This window comes from Pseudomonas sp. 15C (assembly GCF_055484735.1).
In genome coordinates, this window is sequence record NZ_JBUDGD010000041.1 from 13,578 (window position 1) to 35,196 (window position 21,619).

The 21,619-nt window shown below is 59.9% G+C and carries 22 protein-coding genes, 1 pseudogene and 1 riboswitch; of the genes and pseudogenes, 15 read left to right on the top strand and 8 right to left on the bottom strand.

All coding sequences use genetic code 11. From position 1 onward, the window contains the following. The first annotated feature begins 31 nt into the window (after positions 1–31). The 3 genes from brnQ (at position 32) to ACYYKW_RS19155 (ending at position 2,741) form a co-directional block, all read left to right on the top strand. Positions 32–1,345, top strand: coding sequence for a branched-chain amino acid transport system II carrier protein (gene brnQ / locus ACYYKW_RS19145; protein WP_090282419.1), 1,314 nt, complete (start codon positions 32–34; stop codon positions 1,343–1,345). 257 nt (positions 1,346–1,602) lie between these two features. Further along, a complete protein-coding gene (locus ACYYKW_RS19150) occupies positions 1,603–2,340 on the top strand; it encodes a DUF599 domain-containing protein (protein ID WP_093103341.1) in 738 nt (245 codons plus the stop codon). After that, complete coding sequence (locus tag ACYYKW_RS19155) at positions 2,340–2,741, top strand: MAPEG family protein (RefSeq protein WP_464990845.1); 402 nt, start codon at positions 2,340–2,342, stop codon at positions 2,739–2,741. The genes ACYYKW_RS19150 and ACYYKW_RS19155 overlap by 1 nt, the downstream gene beginning before the upstream one ends. Positions 2,742–2,816: 75 nt before the next feature. On the opposite strand, the gene ACYYKW_RS19160 is transcribed toward ACYYKW_RS19155, so the two are convergent. Then, positions 2,817–3,053 carry a hypothetical protein gene (locus ACYYKW_RS19160; RefSeq protein ID WP_008082962.1) on the bottom strand — a complete coding sequence of 79 codons (237 nt, stop codon included), beginning with the start codon at positions 3,051–3,053 and terminating at the stop codon, positions 2,817–2,819. A gap of 158 nt (positions 3,054–3,211) precedes the next feature. On the opposite strand from ACYYKW_RS19160, the gene ACYYKW_RS19165 reads away from it, so the two are divergent. The 4 genes from ACYYKW_RS19165 (at position 3,212) to ACYYKW_RS19180 (ending at position 6,921) form a co-directional block, all read left to right on the top strand. After that, positions 3,212–3,688, top strand: coding sequence for a PaaI family thioesterase (locus ACYYKW_RS19165; RefSeq protein ID WP_090282422.1), 477 nt, complete (start codon positions 3,212–3,214; stop codon positions 3,686–3,688). After that, positions 3,685–4,137, top strand: coding sequence for a PaaI family thioesterase (locus ACYYKW_RS19170; protein WP_464990846.1), 453 nt, complete (start codon positions 3,685–3,687; stop codon positions 4,135–4,137). The genes ACYYKW_RS19165 and ACYYKW_RS19170 overlap by 4 nt, the downstream gene beginning before the upstream one ends. 81 nt (positions 4,138–4,218) lie before the next feature. Next, positions 4,219–6,123, top strand: a complete 1,905-nt coding sequence (htpG, locus tag ACYYKW_RS19175; RefSeq protein WP_464990847.1) for a molecular chaperone HtpG — start codon at positions 4,219–4,221, stop codon at positions 6,121–6,123. A 69-nt stretch (positions 6,124–6,192) separates the two neighbouring features. After that, positions 6,193–6,921, top strand: a complete 729-nt coding sequence (locus tag ACYYKW_RS19180; RefSeq protein ID WP_090282424.1) for a dienelactone hydrolase family protein — start codon at positions 6,193–6,195, stop codon at positions 6,919–6,921. A gap of 133 nt (positions 6,922–7,054) precedes the next feature. Here ACYYKW_RS19180 and ACYYKW_RS19185 read toward each other — a convergent pair whose 3' ends face one another. Further along, positions 7,055–7,918, bottom strand: a complete 864-nt coding sequence (locus tag ACYYKW_RS19185; RefSeq protein WP_336357141.1) for a pirin family protein — start codon at positions 7,916–7,918, stop codon at positions 7,055–7,057. Between the two features lie 62 nt (positions 7,919–7,980). Then, entirely contained in the window at positions 7,981–8,397 is a 417-nt protein-coding gene (locus ACYYKW_RS19190) for an OsmC family protein (RefSeq protein WP_090282426.1), read from the bottom strand. Positions 8,398–8,526: 129 nt separating this feature from the next. Between ACYYKW_RS19190 and ACYYKW_RS19195 the strand changes: the two genes are divergently transcribed. The 3 genes and pseudogenes from ACYYKW_RS19195 (at position 8,527) to ACYYKW_RS19205 (ending at position 11,337) form a co-directional block, all read left to right on the top strand. Beyond that, positions 8,527–9,573, top strand: a complete 1,047-nt coding sequence (locus ACYYKW_RS19195; RefSeq protein WP_464990848.1) for an amidohydrolase family protein — start codon at positions 8,527–8,529, stop codon at positions 9,571–9,573. Between the two features lie 138 nt (positions 9,574–9,711). Further along, positions 9,712–10,482: pseudogene (locus ACYYKW_RS19200) on the top strand (MCP four helix bundle domain-containing protein); the annotation flags it as partial. Further along, entirely contained in the window at positions 10,474–11,337 is an 864-nt protein-coding gene (locus tag ACYYKW_RS19205; RefSeq protein ID WP_464990860.1) for a methyl-accepting chemotaxis protein, read from the top strand. The pseudogene ACYYKW_RS19200 and the gene ACYYKW_RS19205, both read left to right, overlap by 9 nt. Positions 11,338–11,579: 242 nt before the next feature. Here ACYYKW_RS19205 and ACYYKW_RS19210 read toward each other — a convergent pair whose 3' ends face one another. From ACYYKW_RS19210 to purM, 3 genes are read right to left on the bottom strand one after another with little or no spacing between them, the layout of a single operon-like run. Beyond that, positions 11,580–12,293 carry a DUF3108 domain-containing protein gene (locus tag ACYYKW_RS19210; protein ID WP_090282429.1) on the bottom strand — a complete coding sequence of 238 codons (714 nt, stop codon included), beginning with the start codon at positions 12,291–12,293 and terminating at the stop codon, positions 11,580–11,582. A gap of 8 nt (positions 12,294–12,301) precedes the next feature. After that, on the bottom strand, positions 12,302–12,952 hold the full coding sequence (purN, locus tag ACYYKW_RS19215; RefSeq protein WP_090282430.1) for a phosphoribosylglycinamide formyltransferase: 651 nt from the start codon (positions 12,950–12,952) through the stop codon (positions 12,302–12,304). Continuing rightward, positions 12,952–14,010: a phosphoribosylformylglycinamidine cyclo-ligase gene (gene purM / locus ACYYKW_RS19220; RefSeq protein ID WP_093103321.1), complete on the bottom strand. Its 1,059-nt coding sequence runs from the start codon at positions 14,008–14,010 to the stop codon at positions 12,952–12,954. Before purM ends, purN begins: the two co-directional genes overlap by 1 nt. A 374-nt stretch (positions 14,011–14,384) precedes the next feature. On the opposite strand from purM, the gene ACYYKW_RS19225 reads away from it, so the two are divergent. The 5 genes from ACYYKW_RS19225 (at position 14,385) to ACYYKW_RS19245 (ending at position 19,061) form a co-directional block, all read left to right on the top strand. Continuing rightward, the gene (locus tag ACYYKW_RS19225; RefSeq protein WP_464990849.1) at positions 14,385–15,443 is read left to right on the top strand and encodes a DUF2066 domain-containing protein; all 1,059 of its coding nucleotides are present in this window, start codon (positions 14,385–14,387) and stop codon (positions 15,441–15,443) included. 31 nt (positions 15,444–15,474) lie between these two features. Further along, positions 15,475–16,548 carry an AI-2E family transporter gene (locus ACYYKW_RS19230; RefSeq protein ID WP_464990850.1) on the top strand — a complete coding sequence of 358 codons (1,074 nt, stop codon included), beginning with the start codon at positions 15,475–15,477 and terminating at the stop codon, positions 16,546–16,548. Between the two features lie 206 nt (positions 16,549–16,754). Continuing rightward, entirely contained in the window at positions 16,755–17,459 is a 705-nt protein-coding gene (gene hda / locus ACYYKW_RS19235) for a DnaA regulatory inactivator Hda (protein WP_007919828.1), read from the top strand. A 228-nt stretch (positions 17,460–17,687) separates the two neighbouring features. Beyond that, positions 17,688–18,305, top strand: a complete 618-nt coding sequence (locus ACYYKW_RS19240; RefSeq protein ID WP_090282434.1) for a C40 family peptidase — start codon at positions 17,688–17,690, stop codon at positions 18,303–18,305. Positions 18,306–18,524: 219 nt separating this feature from the next. Then, positions 18,525–19,061, top strand: coding sequence for a C40 family peptidase (locus ACYYKW_RS19245; protein ID WP_016773700.1), 537 nt, complete (start codon positions 18,525–18,527; stop codon positions 19,059–19,061). A 131-nt stretch (positions 19,062–19,192) separates the two neighbouring features. Here the strand turns inward: ACYYKW_RS19245 and ACYYKW_RS19250 are convergent, their stop codons facing one another. Continuing rightward, entirely contained in the window at positions 19,193–20,506 is a 1,314-nt protein-coding gene (locus ACYYKW_RS19250) for a PQQ-dependent sugar dehydrogenase (RefSeq protein WP_093103314.1), read from the bottom strand. A gap of 66 nt (positions 20,507–20,572) precedes the next feature. Continuing rightward, positions 20,573–21,157 carry a hypothetical protein gene (locus ACYYKW_RS19255; protein ID WP_093103312.1) on the bottom strand — a complete coding sequence of 195 codons (585 nt, stop codon included), beginning with the start codon at positions 21,155–21,157 and terminating at the stop codon, positions 20,573–20,575. A 163-nt stretch (positions 21,158–21,320) separates the two neighbouring features. Continuing rightward, a riboswitch (cobalamin riboswitch) is annotated at positions 21,321–21,544 on the top strand. The last annotated feature ends 75 nt before the right edge of the window (positions 21,545–21,619 follow it).

A 21,619-nucleotide genomic window follows, 5' to 3' on the forward strand; every position in this document is an offset into this window, starting at 1 on the left:
ATTCCGATTTCAGTAGTGTGGTATTACCTTAATGAAAGTTTTGAAAGGTCAGGACATCCTGGCACTTGGTTTTATGACGTTTGCCCTGTTCGTAGGGGCCGGTAACATCATCTTCCCGCCGATCGTCGGCTTGCAGGCCGGACCTCACGTCTGGATGGCTGCACTGGGCTTTCTGATCACCGCAGTCGGTCTGCCGGTGATTACTGTTGTTGCGCTGGCCAAGGTCGGTGGTGCGATGGATGCGTTGAGCAGCCCGATCGGCAAGATCGCCGGTGGCATTCTTGCGGCGGCGTGCTATCTGGCCGTCGGCCCACTATTCGCCACGCCGCGTACCGCTACGGTGTCGTTCGAAGTGGGTCTGGCGCCACTGACCGGCGAAAGCCCGTTGGCGCTGTTCCTGTACAGCTCGGTGTACTTCCTGCTGGTGTTCTTCATTTCCCTGTACCCGGGGCGTTTGCTGGACACCGTTGGCCGTTTCCTCGCGCCGCTGAAGATCATTGCGCTCGCGGTACTCGGTATCGCCGCGTTCGCCTTGCCGGCCGGTGATATCGGCCACGGCACGCCCGAGTATGTTGCCGCGCCGTTCTCCCAGGGTTTCATCAATGGTTATCTGACCATGGATACCCTTGGTGCACTGGTGTTCGGCATCGTCATCGTCAACGCGATCCGTTCTCGTGGCGTCGAGTCGCCCAAGCTGATCACCCGTTACGCGATCATCGCCGGGCTGATTGCCGGTGTCGGTCTGGCGCTGGTGTATGTCAGCCTGTTCCGTCTTGGTTCCGGCAGCCATGAAGTAGCGGTCGGTGCGACCAACGGCGCGGCGGTCTTGCACGCTTATGTGCAACACACTTTTGGCTCGCTGGGCAGCGGTTTCCTCGCCGTGCTGATTTCGCTGGCGTGTCTGGTGACTGCGGTCGGCCTGACCTGCGCCTGTGCCGAATACTTCAGCCGCGTGTTGCCGCTGTCGTACAAGACGCTGGTGATCATCCTCGCGGCGTTCTCGCTGCTGGTGTCCAACCTGGGCCTGACCAAACTGATCGCCTTCTCGATCCCGGTACTGACCGCGATCTACCCGCCGTGCATCGTGCTGGTGGCGCTGAGCTTCTGCAAAGACTTCTGGCATGAGCATGGCCGCATTCTTGGCCCGGTGATGTTGGTGTCGTTCGTCTTCGGCAGCATCGACGCGCTGAAAGGCGCCGGTCTGGCTGACTGGCTGCCAACCCAGCTCAGCCACCTGCCGCTGAGCGAGCAGGGGCTGGCCTGGCTGGTGCCGTGCGTGATGACGCTGGTGGTTGCTGTGGTGTGCGATCGCCTGCTGGGCAAGCGCAGCGAAGCGGTTGCCTGACCTGTTCTGATCCGCCACAAGCGGATCCCGCAGGATTAAACGGAAATGCCCCGTATCAATCGATACGGGGCATTTTTTATGCGCAGGAGGCAGTGTCTTTTTGGCTGAGCTAACGTCGAAGGGTTGCGTCGCTTTTATGCAGGAGTGAGCCTGCTCGCGATAGCGGTATGTCAGTCACCGTTAAAGTTGCCTGACATACCGCTATCGCGAGCAGGCTCACTCCTACAGGTACAGCATCTATATTCACAGGGATTTGCATGTCGTTCATCCAAGCCAATCTGATCCATCTGCTCGCCGCGCTCTGGTTTGTCATCTGCTGGGGCGGTTACACCCGTTATGCCACCTGGAAGGCCCGCGACACGGCATGTCTGGCCAGCGTGTTGCACCTGTATCGCGAAGACTGGATGCGCCGCATGCTGCTGCGTGACAACCGTATTGCCGACGCCAGCGTGATTGGCAACCTGGAACGCAACGCCTCGTTCTTCGCCTCCAGCACGTTGATCATCCTCGCCGGTATTCTCACGGTGCTCGGTGCGTCTGACCGGGCTGTGTCGCTGTTGGCGGACATTCCCATGGTCCAGCAGGCGTCGCAGGGCATGTCGGAAATCAAGTTGCTGTGCCTGGCGCTGGTGTTCGTCTATGCCTTTTTCACCTTCAGTTGGTGCATGCGCCAGTACAACTTTGCGGCGATTCTGGTCGGTTCGGCGCCGATGGTCGGTGAGCGGCATGTTTCCGAGCAGGAGCGCAAAGCCTTCGCCTCGCGTGCGGCACGGGTGATTTCGATGGCGGCCAACCAGTTCAACTTCGGTTTGCGCTCGTATTACTTCGGCATGAGCATGCTGGCCTGGTTCGTCAGCCCGTGGCTGTTCATGTTGATGAGCGCGGGTGTGGTGGTGGTGTTGTATCGCCGCGAATTTCATTCCGACGTACTCGACGTCATGGTCTATACCCCTACCGAGGCACCTGTGCCTGACACCAATAAAGAGGCCGCTTGATGAGTATTCCGTTCTGGTGTGTGTTTATCAGCGCATTGCTGATTTATATCGCGCGTTTGCCCGTGGGCAAGGCGATGAAAGAGCAGGGCGGGTATGACAATCACCTGCCGCGCCAGCAACAGGCGCAATTGACCGGTTACGGCGCACGCGCATTGGCGGCGCATCAGAACAGTATCGAAGCGTTCATCCTGTTCGCGGCCGGCGTACTGATGGCGCATACCACGCAAACGGCGGGATGGTTGATCAATGCATTGGCGATCATCTTCGTGATCGCGCGGGTTCTGTACTTGTGGTTCTACCTGGCGGATCTGCCGAAGTTGCGCAGTCTGGTCTGGCTGGTCGGCTTAGTGTCTTCGTTGTTGCTGATGATTAGTCCGACTTTTAGAACGGTTCTGTTGTAAGCGGCCATTGCCCCGAATCCCGGACAAAAGAAAACCCGCACTTGGCGGGTTTTCTTTTACTGCGTCAAAAGCGCTTTATTGCTTCTTGGCAGCTTCGTCTTGTGCGGCAGCGTTCGATTCAGCCTGAGCTTTGGCAGCTTCGGCGTTTTCTTTCGCAGCGTCGTTCACTTTATCCTGAGCTTTGTTCATGTCCTGCTGAGCTTGCTCAGCGTGCTGGTTGGCATCTTGAGCTTTGTCCTCGGATTTTTTATCGCAGGCAGCGAGACCGAGGGAAGCGGTCAACATCAAGGCAATAGCTAAAGTCTTACGCATGGGGTGTTTCTCCTTATGGAAAATAACTACTGGCCTTAAGAACTCGGGGCTGCGGGTTAAGTTCCTCATTTGTTTCAGATATATAAGTTTGTTTTATCACGGAACTTTTGCCGCTTTTCCCACTACTGGCAAAAGGCTTTAACGCGAGTAATGATCAAATGGCTGAAAACAGCGTTTTTGAGCGCGCGACGCGGTTTCTCTCGGCGTTGCGCCACTGTCAGGTGCTGGGGTTAAAGGTGCAGAGCGCCTCCAGCGAAGGCCTGACGGTGATCCTGCCCTACAGTGCGCAGATCGTCGGTAACCCGCAAACCGGGGTGATTCATGGCGGCGCGATTACCTCGCTGATGGACACGGCCTGCGGCATGTCGACCTTGTGCGTGCTGCCGGAATTCGAAGTCTGCCCAACCCTCGATCTGCGCATCGATTACATGCACGCCGCCGAGCCGCATAAAGATGTCTATGGCTTTGCCCAGTGCTACCGAGTCACCACTGACGTGATTTTCGCCCGCGGATTCGCCTACCAGGACGATCCCGAACAACCCATTGCCCACGTTGTCGGCACGTTCATGCGGATGGGCAAGGCGCTCAAAGGCACTCAGGGCTTTGGCGGCGCAATCAAGGGAGTCAAGCCGTGAGCGATGATCTCAAGCAGCAATTGCAGCTGGCCCATGCGCAAGGCGACTATGGGCCGTTGCTGAAGCTGATCCCCTACGCCGGCCTGATCGGCATCGAGTGCTCGCGGGTAGGCGATGAGCTGCTGTTCAAGCTGCCGGCGAACAAGGACAACATTGGTAACCCTTTATTGCCGGCGATCCATGGCGGGGTGATTGCCGGGTTCATGGAGCTGGCGGCCGCCCTGCATCTGCTGATTTTCACTGGCGCCCCGGGCGTGCCGAAGATCATCGACTTTTCCCTCGACTACCTGCGCGCCGGGCAGTTTCGCGACACATGGGCCAAATGCCAGGTCTGCCGGCAGGGGCGTCGGGTTGCCAATGTGGCGATCACCGCCTGGCAAACGACCGAGGCTGAACCGATTGCCACTGCGCGTGCGCACTTCAAAATCGATGAACCCTTGAAATCCTGAACGGCGCCCCAAACTCAGATGACAACCCGCCGCCGACCATTCGGGTCACGGCCACTGCCATCTGATTGGAGTTTGATGACCATGAGTGTGGAAACTCAAAAGGAAACCCTGGGCTTCCAGACCGAGGTAAAGCAGCTGCTGCACCTCATGATCCATTCGCTGTATTCGAACAAGGAAATCTTCCTGCGCGAATTGATCTCGAACGCCTCTGACGCTGTCGACAAGCTGCGCTTCGAAGCGCTGGCCAAGCCAGAGTTGCTCGAGGGCGGCGCTGACCTGAAAATCCGTGTGAGCTTCGACAAGGACGCCAAGACCGTCACTCTCGAAGACAACGGTATCGGCATGAACCGTGACGATGTGATCACCCACCTGGGGACCATCGCCAAGTCCGGCACTGCCGATTTCATGAAAAACCTGTCCGGCGATCAGAAGAAGGATTCGCACCTGATCGGTCAGTTCGGCGTGGGTTTCTACTCCGCGTTCATCGTTGCCGACAAGGTTGACGTCTACAGCCGTCGCGCCGGCACTGCTGCCAGCGAAGGCGTGCACTGGTCGTCGAAAGGCGAGGGCGAGTTCGAAGTCGCCAACATCGACAAGCCAGAGCGCGGTACCCGCATCGTCCTGCATCTGAAATCCGGTGAAGACGAGTTCGCCGATGGCTGGCGTCTGCGCAACATCATCAAAAAGTATTCCGACCACATCGCGCTGCCGATCGAGCTGCCGAAAGAAGTCACCGCGGCTGAAGGCGAAGAGGCTCCTGCCGTCGAGTGGGAAACTGTCAACCGCGCCAGCGCCCTGTGGACCCGTCCGCGCACTGAAGTGAAGGACGAGGAATACCAGGAGTTCTACAAGCACATCGCGCATGACTTCGAGAACCCACTGTCGTGGAGTCACAACAAGGTCGAAGGCAAGCTCGAGTACAGCTCGCTGCTCTACGTGCCGGCCCGCGCCCCGTTCGATCTGTACCAGCGTGAAGCGCCAAAAGGCCTGAAGCTGTACGTGCAGCGTGTGTTTGTCATGGATCAGGCCGAGTCGTTCCTGCCGCTGTACCTGCGCTTCATCAAAGGTGTGGTCGATTCCAACGATCTGTCGCTGAACGTGTCGCGTGAAATCCTGCAGAAAGACCCGATCATCGATTCGATGAAGACTGCGCTGACCAAGCGCGTACTGGACATGCTGGAAAAACTGGCGAAGAACGAGCCAGAGCAATACAAGGGCTTCTGGAAAAACTTCGGTCAGGTCATGAAAGAAGGCCCGGCAGAAGATTTCGCCAACAAAGAGAAAATTGCCGGTCTGCTGCGCTTCGCATCGACTCAGGGTGACGACGGCGAGCAGATCGTCGGTCTGACCGACTACCTGGCCCGCGCCAAGGAAGGTCAGGACAAGATCTACTACCTCACCGGTGAGACCTACGCGCAGGTCAAGAACAGCCCGCACCTGGAAGTCTTCCGCAAGAAAGGCATCGAAGTGCTGCTGCTGACCGACCGCATTGACGAGTGGCTGATGAGCTACCTCAGCGAGTTCGACGGCAAGACCTTCGTCGACGTGGCACGCGGTGACCTCGATCTGGGCAATCTGGACTCGGAAGAGGACAAGAAGGCTGCAGAAGAAGTCGCCAAGTCCAAGGAAGGTCTGGTCGAGCGCCTGAAGACCGCGCTGGGCGAGTCCGTTGCGGAAGTTCGTGTGTCGCATCGCCTGACGGATTCGCCAGCCATTCTGGCCATTGGCGAGCAGGACCTGGGGCTGCAAATGCGCCAGATCCTCGAGGCGAGCGGGCAGAAGGTGCCGGATTCGAAGCCGATCTTCGAATTCAACCCGAACCACCCGCTGATCGAGAAACTCGATGGCGAGCAGAACGAAGAGCGTTTCGGCGACCTGTCGCACATTCTCTTCGATCAGGCCGCGCTGGCTGCTGGCGACAGCTTGAAAGACCCGGCCGCTTATGTGCGCCGTCTGAACAAGCTGCTGGTTGAACTGTCGGTTTGATCACGTTGTAGGAAAAACCCGCTTCGGCGGGTTTTTTCATTCTGGTGTTTAACGAATCAGGAGTCAGAAATGAGCCAAGTCACTGTACGTTCCGTGATCTACCAGATTGACGGCCAGCCTTATGAAGGTCGTTTGGCCTTCGATGCCGAGCACAAGGGTGCGCTGCCGGGTTTGTTGATGGCGCCGAACTGGATGGGCGTCAGCGCCGGTGCCGAAGACATCGCCAAAGCGGTAGCGGCCAAGGGTTATGTGGTATTGATCGCTGACGTCTACGGTCAAAGCGTACGTCCACAGAATGCCGATCAGGCGCTGGCGGCGATGATGCCACTCAAGGACGACCGCGCTCTGCTGCGCAAACGTCTGCAAGTGGCTTTCGAGCAGTTGCAGAGCCAGGGTGAAGCGGCGGTCGATACGTCGAAACTGGCGGTGTTCGGTTTCTGCTTCGGCGGCTGCTGTGCACTGGATCTGGCCCGCACTGGCGCGCCGGTGAAAGCGGCGGTGTCGTTCCACGGCACGCTGGACTCGCCGAACCCGGCGGATGCGCAGAACATAAAGGGCTCAGTGCTGGTGCTGCACGGCGCGTCCGATCCGCTGGTGCCGAAAGAGCAATTGCCAGCGTTTGAAGACGAAATGAACGCCGCCGGCGTGGACTGGCAGTTGCTCAGCTATGGCGGCGCGGTGCACTCGTTTACCGACCCGCATGCGAACGTGCCGGGCAAGATGATGTACGACGAGAAGACCGCGAAGCGGGCGTTCAAAGCGATGCATGATTTGCTGGATGAAGTGTTCAAGGGCTGATTCAGTTGTCAGGCAACCATTCTGTGGTGGCTGATAGGGCCTCATCGCGAGCAGGCTCACTCCTACAGTTGGAATGCGTTCCCCTGTAGGAGTGAGCCTGCTCGCGATAGCAATTTTCCAGGCGATATAAATCTCAGGGTAACTCGATCCGCTCTACTTCCCCCGGCACCGTCGGCCAATCCCCGGCCGCCCATTTGCGCCGTGCTTCATCGATCGCCGCCGGATCACTGGCGACGAAATTCCAGTTGATCCGTCGCGGCCCGTCCAGCGCCGCACCGCCGAATATCACCGCGTGCACATCACTTTCGGCAAACAGACTCATCTCTTCCCCGGCCGGCAGCACCACCAACGCGTGGGCCTCGATGGCTTCGCCGTTCAGTTGCGCATCGCCACTCAGCACATACACCGCCCGCTCTGCATGCTCGCTCGGAATCAGCAGCGTCGTTGCGCTCTGCATCTGTACTTCGGCATACAGCGTAGGAGAAAGCACCGGCACCGGCGATTCGAGGCAAAAGCCTGACCCGGCAATCATGCGGATCTGCACGCCGAGGTTATCGCTGACCGGCAAGCTCGCCGCCGGATGATGGCTGTAGTGTCCCGGCCCCTGTTCGTGTTCCCTGGGCGAGGCCAGCCAGACCTGCAACCCATGCAAAGTAAAGCTTTGCGCCAATAACGGCGCCGGTGTGCGCTCGACATGGGCGATCGCACTGCCGGCAGTCATCCAGCTGACATCACCAGCGCTGACTACTTGATCCGAGCCAAGGCTGTCCTTGTGTTGCAGTTGGCCTTCGAACAGATAGGTCAGGGTCGACAGACCGATGTGCGGATGCTGTCGGATGTCCATGCCTTTGCCGGTCGGATAAACCGTCTCGAGCATGTGGTCGAAAAACACGAAAGGCCCGACGCTGCGGCATTTGGCTGACGGCAGCGGGCGCAGGATCGGCTGGCCTTCGACGTCTTCGGCGCGCGGGCGGATGATCAGGGGTTGCGTATCCATGGGGATATTCCAGGCTGAGCGGGCGATGCCAGAAGCATAACCCGCCGCTGGCCATGGGAGGTTTATTGGCTGTCGAAGCCTTGCGGGGTGTGGGTTTCGATCGTCACGTCACTGGTGGTCATCAGTTTGTGAATCGGGCAACGGTCGGCGACCCGCAACAGTTCGTCGCGTTGCGCGTCGGTGAGTACGCCTTTGAGGGTCAGGGTGACATGCAGGACGTATTTGCCTTTCTGCTCTTCGCTGTTGTCGCGTTTGACGTCGACGCCAACGCCGGTCAGCGGGATGTCCTTCTTCTTCGCATACATCTTCAGCGTCAGCGCTTTGCAGGCGCCAAGTGCGGCATCGAAATAATCGTGTGGCTCAGGCGCCGAACCTTCACCGCCAGCCGTTTTCGGCACGTCGGCAAACAGTTCGTGGTCATCGATTTGTACGGTGTGACGATAGCCTTCAGCGGAGACGGTATTGACGGTAACAGTCATGAGAACCTCACAGGCAGCAGGAAAAATCGTTGGATCAGGCAAGACCTTGCAGTTATAGAACATTCCCACCGGTACGCGTTCCGCTTTCCGTGAGGGCTGAACCCTTGTCCTTCGGGCGGGGTCTAGGCTATGCCCACTTGCCGGAGATTACTTGTGTTTTTGTCTCGTCTGATTGTCGTCTGCCTTCTGGCTCTTGCCGGGACTGCCCATGCCCGCGAATACACCTACAGCGATGCGCACCTGCATTACGTGGATTTTTTCCAGGAAAGCGCCGGCATGGCGAAACTGCTGGCAGCCATGAAGGAAAACTCCATCGAGCATGTGATGATTTCCGGCATTCCCGTGGCGAAGAAGTGGCACGAGGACGAACCCAAGCGCCCGCGCTATTACGCCGGTGATGACGCCGACGCCTACTGGTACAGCGCCACCGACGTGATCATTGCCGATGCGGTGCAAAAGCTGTCGCCGGAACAGCGCCAGTACTTCCATCCGTTCTTGTCAGGTTTCAATCCCAACGACAAAAACTCCGCCGCGCACATCCAGCGCATGCTCGACCTGTATCCGGGGCTGTGGCAGGGCATTGGCGAAGTGTTTACCCGGCACGACGATCTGACAGCGCTCACCGCGGGCGACACCCCGCGAGCCAACAACGAAGCGATGACGAAGATCTATCACCTTGCTGCGGAAAATGATCTGCCAGTGATGCTGCATTCCAACATCACCTCCAAACGTGAGAAAAATCCGCTGTATCTGCAGGAAGTCGAAGAGTCGCTGCGTAATCATCCGCACACTCGCTTCATCTGGGCGCATGCGGGCACCAGTGCGGAAATCCATCGGCATCAGAAGCAGCTGCCGTTTTTGCTGCCGACCCTGACGCGCATGCTTGAGGCTTATCCGAATCTGTTCGTCGATCTGTCGTGGAGCATGCTCACGCCTTACCTGCTGGATGAGCAGGGAAAACCTCGGCCGGAGTGGCTGGCGCTGGTGGAAAAGTACCCTGATCGCTTTATGCTCGGCTCTGACGTGGTAGGACGATTCAACAAACTCGGTCGGGAAATGCACAGCTATCGTCCGTTTCTGGATGCACTGCCGGAGGCGGTGGCCCGGAAGGTTGCGCGGGATAACTTCCTGGCGATACTGCCGCGCGATACGCTCAAAAGCCCTGACCAGCGCTGAAACATTAAGCCCAGCGCTTCGAACTAGCCGCTCGTCTGCCTATCGCCTTTTCGTCTTACGCAATTTCAAGGCAATGCCGATACCTTCTAAAGCAACCCGCTGCAGGCTGATGCAGCGCTTTTGGAAGGAGCCAGTGTCATGAACATCCGTAATTTCAATATCGCCCCGCGCGCCGGCGTGGGGTTTGGCTTGTTGGCGGTGATGGTATTTGCCCTTGGGGCGTTTGCCTTGCTGCAAATGTCGAACATGCGCGCGCAGTCCGATGAGGTCGACAACAACTGGCTGCCGAGCGTGATGGCGGTCGGCGACATGAGTCAGGACATGCTGCGCCTGCGCGCCTTGACCATGCGCCTGCTGCTCAATCGAGACCCCAGGGCGCTTGAGCAGAACGTCGCCAAGCTCAACGAGCTGCGCAATGGTCTGACCGAGACGCAGCGGCGCTATGAGGGGCTTATCGCCCTGCCTGAAGAACGGGCGTTGTTCGATCGCTTCAAGGTCGCCGAACACAAGTACCTTGAGCTTCAGGCGCAGGTTGTGCAGCTGTCGGGGCAGAATCGGGTAGCCGAAGCTTCAACGATTCTCAACGAGCAGATGAGCGCACTGGCCGACGAGATCGCCGTCACCCTGCGCGAACTGGTCGATCTGAACAAGCACAATGCGAATCTGGCCACCGAGGCGGCACGTCAGGTGTTCAACCATTCACGGGTCTGGGTTGCCGCGATGATTGCGTTGACCGCGCTGATCACCATTGGCCTGGCGTGGCTGTTGACCCGCAGCATCGTCGTGCCATTGACTCAGTCGCTCAGCGTGGCTGAAGTCGTCGCCGGCGGTGATTTGACCGGCGATATTCACATCGCTGGCAAAGACGAGCCGGCGCGGCTGTTGCAGGCACTCAAGAGCATGCAGCACAACCTCCGTGACACGATCCGGCGGATCTCCGAGTCGTCTACGCAACTGGCCTCGGCTTCCGAAGAACTGAGCAGCGTCACCGAAGACGCCACCCGCGGCTTGCATCAGCAAAGTCAGGAAATCGAGCAGGCGGCCACGGCGGTCAACCAGATGACCGCGGCGGTGGAGGAGGTGGCGAATAACGCCGTGGCCACGTCCGAAGCGTCGCGTGAATCCGATCGCATCGCCCGCCAGGGTCGCGAGCAAGTGCAGCAGACCGTGACATCCATCGAATTTCTCGCCGGCGACGTGACCCAGAACGCGGCCAAGGTCGAAGATCTGGCGCAGAAGATTCATGGCATCAGCAAGGTGCTGGATGTGATTCGTTCGATTGCCGAGCAGACCAATCTGCTGGCCTTGAACGCCGCGATCGAGGCCGCGCGCGCGGGTGATGCCGGACGTGGCTTTGCGGTGGTCGCCGATGAAGTGCGGGCCTTGGCCCATCGCACCCAGCAATCGACGCAGGAAATCGAACAGATGATTGGCGGGATTCAGCAGGGCACTGATTCGGCGGTCAGTTCGATGCAGCAGAGCAATACGCGGGCGCGTTCGACGCTGGAACTGGCCAAGTCTGCCGGTATGGCGCTGGAAGAGATCGCCTCGGCGTTTACCCTGATCAACGAACGCAACCTGGTGATTGCCAGTGCTTCGGAGGAGCAGGCCGCGGTGGCGCGGGAGGTGGACCGTAACCTGATGAACATTCGCGATCTGGCGATGCAGACGTCGGCCGGGGCCAATCAAACCAGTGCGGCGAGTCAGGAGTTGTCGCGGTTGGCGGTGGATTTGAACGGGATGGTGACGCGGTTTTCGGTTTGAGTGTGTTATTTCGAAAAGCCCCTCACCCTAACCCTCTCCCGGAGGGAGAGGGGACTAATCGTGCGATGCTTTGGAATCCATATTCGACTCGGTTTCTCAGGTCGATGGTTAGCGGCAGACACCTCGGTCGGCTCCCTCTCCCTCGGGAGAGGGCTGGGGTGAGGGGTAGGGCCGCCGCGCAGTATCATCGAACAGATAAACAAAAGCCCCGCATTCCGCGGGGCTCTTTGTTCTGCTATGAATCAGCTGCCTTTGACAGCCTTGCCGTTGACCGTACCGTCCTGGAGCATGATGTTGTACTCCTTGCCGTCGGTCTCGACCTGCTGCAGACGCACCAGCAGATAATCCCAGTCCTTGGCGAACCACAGCACGGTGATGCGCTTGCTTTGTGTCGGGTCGCGCACGCGTTCGACTTTGATCGCGTCGATCTTGCCGGCCTTGGTCTCGACTTTTTCCGAGCCCAGCACGCGGAAGTCATAGGTATCGACTTCGCCATCATCGACCACTTGATAACTCATGGTCTTCTTGCCGGCGGCCACGTCATGCTGCAGCGCCAGTTGATAGGTGGACTTGTCGACCATGCCACGGTTCAGCGGGATCTTCACCGCGTCGCCACGGTCGGTGCCGGTGACCAGTTTGTTGTTCCAGTCGAAATCCAGATCAGCCTTTTTGGCTTTGCCCAGACCACCGCGTTCGAAGTGATAGGACTGTGGCAGCAAGGTGTCCTTGTCCAGCGTCAGGGTGCTTTCTTCAGTCAGGCTGGCGATCATCATCGAGGCCTTGAAGCTGAGCTTCCAGACGCCGTTGGCTTCCTTGGCCAGGCTGCGCTCGGCGGTGCCGCTCATGGGCAGTTGCTTCCAGTCGGCGGTGTAGCTGGCGGAGAACGGTTGAAGGTCCGCTGCCTGCGCGAAGGGCAGGGCGAGCAGAGCGCAAGCGAAGAGCAGGGCGCGACGCATAATATCTCCTAGATTCGAATCAAGTGGCCGCTGGCGGCGAGTAACTGCCCGTCCAGCAAAGCACCGTGCTCCCCGAGTGCCAGCCTGCCTTCGGCAAACCAGCGTACCGCCATCGGGTAAATCCGGTGTTCCTGAACGTGGACGCGCTGCGCCAGACTCTGCGGCGTGTCGTGCAACTCTACCGGTAATACTGCCTGTACGACCAGTGGCCCGCCATCGAGTTCCTCAGTGACAAAGTGCACCGAGCAGCCGTGTTCCGTGTCGCCGGCCTCCAGCGCACGCTGATGAGTGTGTAACCCTTTGTATTTAGGCAGCAACGACGGATGGATATTGAGCAGACGACCCTGGTAATGACGGACGAAATCAGCGCTGAGAATGCGCATGAAGCCGGCCAGTACCACGAGTTTCGGTTGGAATTCGTCGATCAGTTCGATCAGTGCAGCATCGAAGGCCTCGCGGCCTTCGAATGCCTTGTGATCCAGCGAGCGGGTGGCGATACCCGCGTCGCTGGCGCGCTGCAGGCCGTAGGCGTCGGCGCGATTGGAAATCACTGCAGCGATGCGGACCGGGCTGTCGCCGGTCCGCGTGCTGTCGATCAGAGCCTGCAAGTTACTGCCGGTGCCGGACAACAGCACCACGACATCACAGGGTGCGGACATCAATGAGCCTTAAGGTTCTGCAGATCGACCTGGGCAGCGCCTTCGGCAGCCGCGGCGATCTGACCGATGACCCAAGGCTGCTCGCCCGCGTCACGCAGGGTGTTCAGGGCCACTTCAACGTGCTCCTGAGCCACGCAGATGACCATGCCGACGCCGCAGTTCAGCACGCGGTGCATCTCGGTTTCGTCAACGTTGCCTTGCGCTTGCAGCCAGTCGAACACCGCAGGACGGGTCCAGCTGGCGACGTCAACCACCGCTTGAGCGCCTTTTGGCAGCACGCGCGGGATGTTGTCGAGCAGGCCACCACCGGTGATGTGGGCCATGGCCTTGACCGCGCCGGTGTCCTTGATCAGCTTGAGCAGTGGCTTGACGTAGATGCGGGTCGGGGCCATCAGCAGGTCGGTCAGCGGTTTGCCGTCGAGCTGGATGGTTTCGATGTCGGCGCCGGAGACTTCGATGATCTTGCGGATCAGCGAGTAGCCGTTGGAGTGCGGACCGGACGATGGCAGGGCGATCAGCGCGTCACCGGTGGCGACTTTCGAGCCATCGATGATTTCGGCTTTTTCCACGACGCCGACGCAGAAGCCGGCCAGGTCGTAGTCTTCGCCTTCGTACATGCCTGGCATTTCAGCGGTTTCGCCGCCCACCAGCGAGCAACCCGACAGTTCGCAGCCGGCGCCGATACCGGTCACCACCTGGGCTGCGGTGTCGACGTTGAGTTTGCCGGTGGCGTAGTAGTCGAGGAAGAACAGCGGCTCGGCGCCGCACACCACCAGATCGTTGACGCACATGGCGACCAGGTCGATGCCGATGCTGTCGTGCTTGTTCAGGTTCAGCGCCAGACGCAGCTTGGTGCCGACGCCGTCGGTGCCGGACACCAGCACGGGCTGCTTGTAGCCGGCCGGGATTTCGCAGAGGGCGCCGAAACCGCCCAGGCCGCCCATGACTTCCGGGCGCGCAGTGCGCTTGGCGACGCTCTTGATGCGTTCGACCAATGCTTCACCGGCGTCGATGTCTACACCGGCGTCCTTGTAGCTCAGGGAGGGTTGCTTGCTCATGATCCAGGCCTTTAGGGGAGGGGATTCAGGGGGTAACGACCGAGTTCAGCGGGAACATCGAAATCGAGGTGGCGGTGGCCTCACGCGAGTTTCGGGGTGCCCGGCTGTTGCCGGTCTGCGAAGGCGCGCGATTTTATCAGGCTTGAGGGGCAGCGGCCATCCTCGCACCGACGGGCAGGGCCATATCCGCGGAATTTTTTTACAATCCAGCGCCCTGAACGTCTGTATAAGGTGTGGCCATTAACCGTCTATCGTTATCACTGTGCAAAAACTTACCGCCGCCGTGTGAATGTTTTGCGCAGGCCTGGGGTCACAGCCTTGCTCAAACGGTTCACGCGGCCTGTTCCAGCCGCTCCTGTCGACGGGAATTCTCCATGCGTTTTGTAAAATTTTTGTTTGTAGGCTGTCTGTCGCTGCTCAGCCTGGCGAGTCATGCCGAAAATCTCAAAGGTCTTTATCAGGTACGCCAGCCAGTCACCGGCCAGGCGCCGGAAGAGCGCGATCGCGCCACGCAGGCGGCGCTCGACACGCTGGTGCTGCGTCTGACCGGCGACCCGAAAGCCCCGCAAAGTCCTGGTTTGGCGGCGATCCGCAAGGATCCGCAGCAGATCATCAGCCAATTCGGTTTCGATGCCGGGCCGCCGGAAGTGCTGAAGGTCGATTTCGACCCGGGGACCAGCGAGCAGGCGCTGCGTCGCGCCGGGTTATCCTTGTGGGGCGCCAATCGGCCGTCGATTCTCGGTTGGTGGCTGAACGATTCGACCGAAGGCTCGAGTCTGGTCGGCGATGGTCAGGCCGCTGCAGCACCACTGCGCGCGGCGGCGCAACATCGCGGCTTGCCGCTGCGCCTGCCGCTGGCCGACCTGAGCGAGCAGTTGGTCGCCACCGCGCCGACACTCGAGGGCGCCGATGCCGCGCCGTTGCGCAGTGCCTCCGAACGCTACAACGCCGACGCCTTGCTGGCCGTGCATGCCCGTGAAGAAGGCGGGCAGTGGCAGGCCAAGTGGCGTCTGTGGCTGGGCGATCAGAAAGAAGCTGGCAGCGTGCAGGGTGCCGATCAGGCCGCTGTGGCCGATGCGGTGATGCTGGCTGTGGCCGAGCGCCTGGCGCCGCGCTTTGTGGTCAAGCCCGGTGTGTCAGGGCAGCAGACCCTCGAAGTGCAGGGCATGAATCTGGAGCATTACGCGGCGTTGTTGCGGTTACTCGAACCGTTCGGCGTGCGTCTGCAGACTGTTGACGGCGATCGTATCGTCTACCGGGTCAACGGCAGCGCCGAGCAGTTGCGTGCGCAACTCTCGCTGGCGAAGTTGCAGGAGTTGCCGCCAGAAGCGCCGGCTCCGGTGCCTGCGCCGCAGACTGTGGAGGGCGGTGTTGCACCGGTGGCAGCGCCGGCTCCGGTAGCGGCGGCGCCGTCGTTACGCTTTCGTTGGTAAATCTTTCTTTATATAGAAGCAGGAGTGGTAAATGGCCGATACGCGGCGTTGGTTCTGGCTCGGTGGGGTAGTCCTGCTTTGCGCGTTTGTATGGTTGCTGCACCCGATCCTCACGCCGTTCCTGGTTGCGCTGCTACTGGCTTATCTGTTCGATCCGATGGTGGATCGGCTGGAGCGCGCGGGTCTGTCGCGCACCTGGGGAGTCATCGCGGTGTTCGCCTTGTTCACCTTGATCGTTACTGCGCTGTTACTGGTGCTGGTGCCGATGCTCGCCAAGCAGTTGCTGCGTCTGTACGAATTGGCGCCACAGATGCTCGACTGGTTGCAGCACACCGCGGTGCCGTGGGCGCAGGCGAAGCTGGGGCTGTCGGACGGTTTCTGGAAGTTCGACAAGGTCAAGGCGGCAATCAGTGAACACATGGGCCAGACCACCGACATCGTCGGCGTGGTGCTGAGCCAGGCGACGGCGTCGAGTCTGGCGCTGATTGGCTGGCTGGCGAATCTGGTGCTGATTCCGGTGGTGAGCTTTTACCTGCTGCGCGATTGGGACGTGATGATGGCGAAGATCCGCAGCCTGCTGCCGCGTGATCGCGAAGAGCGCGTGGTGGCGCTGGCGGGCGAATGCCATGAAGTGCTCGGCGCGTTCGTGCGCGGGCAGTTGCTGGTGATGCTGGCGCTGGGCGTGATCTACGCGGCGGGGCTGATGATCGTCGGTCTCGAGCTGGGCCTGTTGATCGGCCTGATCGCAGGTCTGGCGGCGATCGTGCCTTATATGGGCTTCGTGATCGGTATCGGCGCGGCGCTGATCGCCGGGTTGTTCCAGTTCGGTGGCGATCTGTACCCGATGGTTGGCATCGTCGCAGTATTCATGGTCGGGCAGGCGCTGGAAGGCATGGTGCTGACACCGCTTTTGGTGGGCGACCGCATCGGCCTGCATCCGGTGGCGGTGATTTTCGCCATTCTCGCCGGTGGCGAGTTGTTCGGTTTTACCGGTGTGCTGCTGGCGCTGCCGGTGGCGGCGGTAATCATGGTCCTGGTGCGCCATGTGCACGACCTGTACAAGGATTCCGACATCTATAGTGGTGTGAACGAGCCGGAGTTGTAAGGGCGAAGGGCGGCCCGGCGAACCGCCGGGTTGCCGCGTTTTCCACAGGCGCTGGCGCCAAAGAATCTGTCAGGAAACCAAGGCGTTAACGCAAACCTTTGATTTTGCTTGGACTCTGTCGCATTGTGCGCTCAGCGTCACGGGTATAAACTTCGCCAACTTTACACAGAGGCCACTAACGGTTCCTTGGTAACCGTTCAGTCAGCATGAAACCGATTCAGCTGCCCCTAGGTGTGCGTCTGCGTGACGACGCCACCTTCATCAACTACTACCCAGGCGCCAATGCCGCTGCACTCGGCTATGTCGAGCGTCTGTGCGAAGCCGACGCCGGCTGGACAGAGAGCCTGATCTACCTGTGGGGCAAACACGGCGTAGGGCGTACGCATCTGTTGCAGGCCGCGTGCTTGCGTTTCGAGCAGATGGGCGAGCCGGCGGTGTACCTGCCGCTGGCCGAGTTGATGGACCGCGGCGTCGAAATCCTCGACAACCTCGAACAATACGAGTTGGTCTGTCTCGACGACTTGCAGGTGATTGCCGGCAAGGCGGACTGGGAAGAGGCGATGTTTCACCTGTTCAATCGTCTGCGTGACAGCGGTCGGCGTCTGCTGATCGCCGCGTCGACGTCCCCGCGCGAACTGCCAGTGAAACTGGCCGACCTGAAATCGCGCCTGACCCTGGCGCTGATCTTCCAGATGCGCCCACTCTCCGATGAAGACAAGTTGCGTGCGCTGCAATTGCGCGCCTCGCGTCGTGGTTTGCACCTGACCGATGAGGTCGGGCACTTCATCCTGACTCGCGGCACGCGCAGCATGAGCGCGTTGTTCGATCTGCTCGAACAGCTCGACCAGGCCTCGTTGCAGGCCCAGCGCAAGCTGACCATTCCATTCCTCAAAGAAACCTTGGGCTGGTAAGCCGAGCCTGTTGTTCTAAAGGTTTCAAGGGGAGGGCGGCATCTTTCAGGCGCCAGAAAATCCGCATTCCTGCAGGGGTTGCAAGTCGCGTATCGGGTCAAATGGGCTTAAGCGCTTAGATGTAAACGCGAAACCGCCAAGTCACATAAAGTTCGATTGAATTTGCAAATGAGGACGATAGCGGGCATAGTCTCGGCTTCTTTACAACTATCAGCCACGGTCGTGCCCATGCTAAAGCGCTTCGCACCCCTCGTGCCTCTCGCACTTGTCACCCTGTTGTACGGTTGTGCTGCTCACTCTCCAGTTCAAGAGCAGCCTCAACAGGTTAAAAATTCCGCCACGGCCCAGTCTTCCGTTATTTACCAGGAAGAGCTGGACACCGAAAAAGAACTCAATGAATTCAACGGCAAGAAGCCTTATCAGCTTCCTGTGCTGGCCGACAGCATTCTCGAACGCGGCATGTCCCTGATCGGGACCCGTTACCGTTTCGGCGGTACCTCTGAAGCCGGTTTCGATTGCAGCGGTTTCATCGGCTACCTGTTTCGCGAAGAAGCCGGTATGAACCTGCCGCGCTCCACCCGCGAAATGATCAACGTTGATGCGCCGCTGGTTGCGCGCAGCAACCTTGAGCCGGGCGATCTGTTGTTCTTCGCCACCAACGGCCGTCGCGGCCGGGTCAGTCACGCCGGGATCTACCTGGGCGACAACCAGTTCATCCACTCCAGCAGTCGTCGCAGCGGCGGTGTTCGCATCGACAGCCTGGGTGACAGCTACTGGAGCAAGACCTTCATCGAAGCGAAACGCGCCCTGGCGAACGCTCCGACCGTGGTCACCGCGCGCAAGTAATTCCCTGATGTCGCTGCTTCGTGGCGACACGCCAGGCTACCGGCAAACAGAGTAGACACAAACTTTACAAGGTGAAGTTAAAGTCTTACTTGAAGTTTGCCGCGTAGCCGCTAGAATCCTGAATCATATTGATGGCAAACCGCCTGCGTACAGACGCAGGCGGTTTTGTTTCTGTCCATTCGGCAGAGAAAGCCGCAGCCTGATCAGGATGTTCCGCTTATGACGATGTCGGCCCGCCTCACCTTGATCCTCTGCGCCGCGCTGCTCAGCGCCTGCGCCAGTCGTACACCGCCGCCAGCCCCCGTGGTTCGCGCGCCGATTGTGTTCGGTCCCTCCCAGGCTTTTTCACCGGTTGCTGAAGACGTGCTTTTTCGCGCGCTCGGCCTCGTCGGCACGCCTTATCGCTGGGGCGGCAACACGCCGGATTCGGGTTTCGATTGCAGCGGCCTGATCGGTTTCGTCTACCGCGATGCCGCGGGAATCTCGCTGCCACGTTCCACCCGCGAAATGATCGTCATGCAGGCACCGAACGTCGGCAAGGAAGGCTTGCAGACCGGCGACCTGATTTTCTTCGCCACCAACGGCGGCTCGCAGGTCAGCCATGCCGGCATTTATGTCGGCGAAGGGCGGTTTGTGCATGCACCGGCAACGGGCGGCACGGTCAAGCTCGACAGTCTGTCAAAGGCGTATTGGCAGAAGGCCTATCTGAGCGCCAAGCGGGTGCTGCAGCCGGGGCAGTTGGCGCATAACCCGTAAATCCAATCGCACACAATCCCTGTAGGAGTGAGCCTGCTCGCGATAGCGGTCTTTCAGTCACCGATGATGTCGACTGACAAGGCGCTATCGCGAGCAGGCTCACTCCTACAGTTGTTTGTGTCAGGTGAAAGTTATTTGGCAGAAGACACGCGCCACACTTTGTTGCCGACATCATCCGCCACCAGCAACCCGCCTTGCGGGTCGATCACCACGCCCACCGGGCGGCCCAGTGCGTTCTCGTCCTTGTCGAGGAAGCCGGTCAGTACATCCACCGGTTGTCCAGTCGGTTTACCGCCACTGAACGGCACGAAAATCACTTTATAGCCACTGTGCGGTTTGCGGTTCCACGAGCCGTGCTGGCCGATGAAGGCACCTTCCTTGAATTGCGCCGGTAGCGTGTTGCCCTCGGCGAAGGTCAGGCCCAGCGAGGCGGTGTGCGGGCCGACCGCGTAATCCGGGACGATGGCCTTGGCCACCAGATCGAGGTTCTGCGGCTTGACTCGCACGTCGACGTGCTGGCCGTAATAGCTGAACGGCCAGCCATAAAAGCCGCCGTCCTTGACCGAGGTGATGTAGTCCGGCACCAGATCGCTGCCGATCTCGTCACGCTCGTTGACCGCCGTCCACAGCGCGCCACTGCTGGGCTCCCACGCCAGGCCATTGGGATTACGGATGCCAGAGGCGAAGATCCGGTGATTACCGGTCGCCCGATCGACTTCCCAGATCGCCGCGCGACCCTCTTCCTGATCCAGGCCGTTTTCGCCGACGTTGCTGTTCGAACCGACGGTGACGTAGAGCTTGCTGCCGTCCTTGCTGGCAATGACGTTCTTGGTCCAGTGATGGTTCAGCGTGCCGCCCGGCAGATCGACGACCTTGATCGGCTGGGTCTTGATCTCGGTGGCGCCGGGCTCGTAGTTGAAGCGCAACAGGCGATCGGTATCGGCCACGTACAGATCGTTGCCGACCAGGGTCATGCCGAACGGCGAGTTGAGGTTTTGTAGAAATACCGTTCGGGTCTCGGCCACACCGTCCTTGTCGGCATCGCGCAGCAAGGTGATGCGATTCGGGCTCGGTACGCCGGCGCCGGCCTTGCCCATGACCTTTTTCATCACCCAGCCACGAATGCCTTTACTGTCATCCGGTTTCGGTGGCGCATTGGTTTCGGCCACCAGCACGTCACCGTTGGGCAGCACGTACAGCCAGCGCGGATGATCGAGGCCTTCGGCGAACGCGGCGACCTGAGTGCCGGCCGCGGCCGTCGGTTTTGCCCCCTCGGGCCAGCCGATCGCGGGGGCGATGTTCACCGTCGGGATCAGGGTCTTGTTCGGTTCCGGCAGTTTCGGCGACGGGCCAGTGCCGTCGGAGACCTGCAGGCTGGAGGTTTCGCCGCAGGCGCTGAGCCCGCCGGCGAGGGCGATGACGAAAACGAGGTGGGGCTTGCGCATTGCTGATCTTCCCTATGAATGCATTCCTAACCATAGAGGAGGGCGCAAGCCCGATGGTTCAACTGCTCAACCGCGGGCTTCCTTGAACAGCACGGCGATGCCCGGGTGATAGTTGCCCGCGTCGCTGTGCAATTTGCGGTAGGCGTAGGGGAAATACCAGGCCACGGCGCAGGTGTGTTCCTTTTGCAGGTCGTCGACCATGTCCTGCAATTCTTCGGGGCTGGCGCTGTGCTGGGCCTTTTGCGGGGCGACGAACAGGCAGCCGAGCTTGAGATCGCTGGCGTAACTGATGCGTTTGGCGTCAGAGGTTATATCGGCCAGGGGTTGGGTCAGGTTGAGGTTGTTCGCCCTTGGCCAGCGTTGTGTGGCCTGAATGAAGGCGCGGTCTTCGCTGCCGGCGATAAACAGATCGGCGCGGGCATTGCGCTCGCCGTCTTCGTTCTGTTTACGGGTGACGGTGTCGTTCAAGGTCACCAGTTCGGCCATCCAGGCGGCGGCCGAGAGCAGGCCGAGGTTGGCTTTCTCATCATGCCAGTACGGCGTATCGCCGTCGCCGCGCACGGTGTTGTAGCGGTCGATACAGTCAAACCAGCGTTCAAGCACCGGGCGCAGGAATTCCAGGCGCGGGTTGCTGATGATCATGCCTTGCATCGTCATCGTCCTTATTGTTGTGGTGTGCTTTTTCGAGAAAAGCATGGCTCTTTGATATCACTTGTCACAGTCTGGCACAAGATTGCCGGCAGATAATTGATTGAGGGCAGTTTCTCGCCCGTTGGCCGCCTCTTTAATTGACGCTCCACCCCCAACCCTCTAACCTTCGCCGCTTGTTTCAGGTGCTCTGTGACCTGCGTCGACAGAGTGAAACAGGGAAGCCGGTGAGGGTGGTCTTCACGCGAAGCCACGACGATCCCGGCGCTGCCCCCGCAACGGTAAATGAGTGAACACTGCGTTCAATGCCACTGCTCAACAGCGGGAAGGCGCGCAGTCTGGCCAACGCCGCTCATGAGCCCGGAGACCGGCCTGATCCATCCAGCGGCATCACGGTGGGCGATGCCAGGCTTTTTGCCGTCTATTCTTGTGCCTGCCCGCCGTTTACCCGTCTCAACGGAGAGC